Source organism: Acinetobacter sp. HR7 (assembly GCF_000773685.1).
Taxonomy (GTDB): Bacteria; Pseudomonadota; Gammaproteobacteria; order Pseudomonadales; family Moraxellaceae; genus Acinetobacter; species Acinetobacter thermotolerans.
This window is the reverse complement of the sequence record NZ_JPQO01000106.1, coordinates 1-1,020: the sequence shown is the minus strand read 5'-3', so window position 1 is coordinate 1,020 and position 1,020 is coordinate 1. Positions and strand designations below refer to the sequence as shown.

The following is a 1,020-nucleotide window of genomic DNA, read 5'->3' as shown; positions in this document are numbered from 1 at the left end:
TTCTTAAAATTGCCAAAATTTCCTTAAACTCTTCTTTTTTCCCAAAACCAATTAAACGCTGAATCGCCATTTGAACATAGTCTAAACCATAGCGAAATAAACTCATTGAGAGTCGTCCATGCTTCTTTATTTTTATCGCTTTTTTTTGATCATGTTGCCATTCACCCGTTAAGTAACACCAACAGAAGCTTATAGCTAACACCGCAATCAATTTTTTCACTCGTCTAGGGTCTGTCAAGCGCGTATTTTCAAGATTAAACCCGCGTCCTTTGAGACAACTGAATAAGGTTTCAATTTCCCAGCGTAATGCATAATCCTGAATAGCATTGGCATTAAACTGAGGAGAAACGACGAGTAAAAGCTCTCCATTTTCTAACTGTAGTGCACTTATATATAGTTTCACCCGACCAACCAAAATCCGTCGTTTACGACATTCAATTTGACCAACTTTAAGATGGCGAAATAAATCACTAATTTTATGATTCTTTCCTAAATGATTGGTGACAATGAAGTTTTTTTAACACGAATGCAGAAGTTGATGTCTTGTTCAATTAACCATGTAAACCACTGCTCACCGATAAACTCTCTGTCTGCGAACACATTCACAATACGGTCTTTACCAAAAATGGCTATAAAGCGTTGAATCAAAGCAATACGCTCTTTCGTATCTGAATTTCCACGTTTATTAAGCAATGTCCAAAGGATAGGTATCGCTATTCCACGATAAACGATTGCGAGCATCAGGATATTAATATTTCGTTTTCCCCATTTCCAATTGGTTCTATCTAAAGTCAGTTGCACTTGGTCGAATGAAAACATATTGAAAATCAACTGAGAAATTTGACGATAATCAAAATACTGACCTGCAAAGAAGCGCTGCATACGTCGATAAAATGATTGTGGTAAGCACTTGATGGGCAAGGCTTTAGATGCAGAAGAAAGATTACATGTTTGCTTTAAAATAATCACAAGCATGATGAGCGCAAAGCACTTTAAATGTGACTTGTTCCATTTTAGATA

The 1,020-nt window shown here is 36.4% G+C and carries 1 protein-coding gene; it reads right to left on the bottom strand.

Translation table 11 applies throughout. From position 1 onward, the window contains the following. A protein-coding gene (locus GW12_RS15640; RefSeq protein ID WP_152598533.1) for an IS4-like element ISAba1 family transposase occupies window positions 1-1,020 on the bottom strand; the annotation gives its coding sequence in 2 pieces (ribosomal slippage) (window positions 1-519 and window positions 519-1,020; 1,021 coding nt annotated over the 2 pieces). This gene is flagged as partial in the annotation.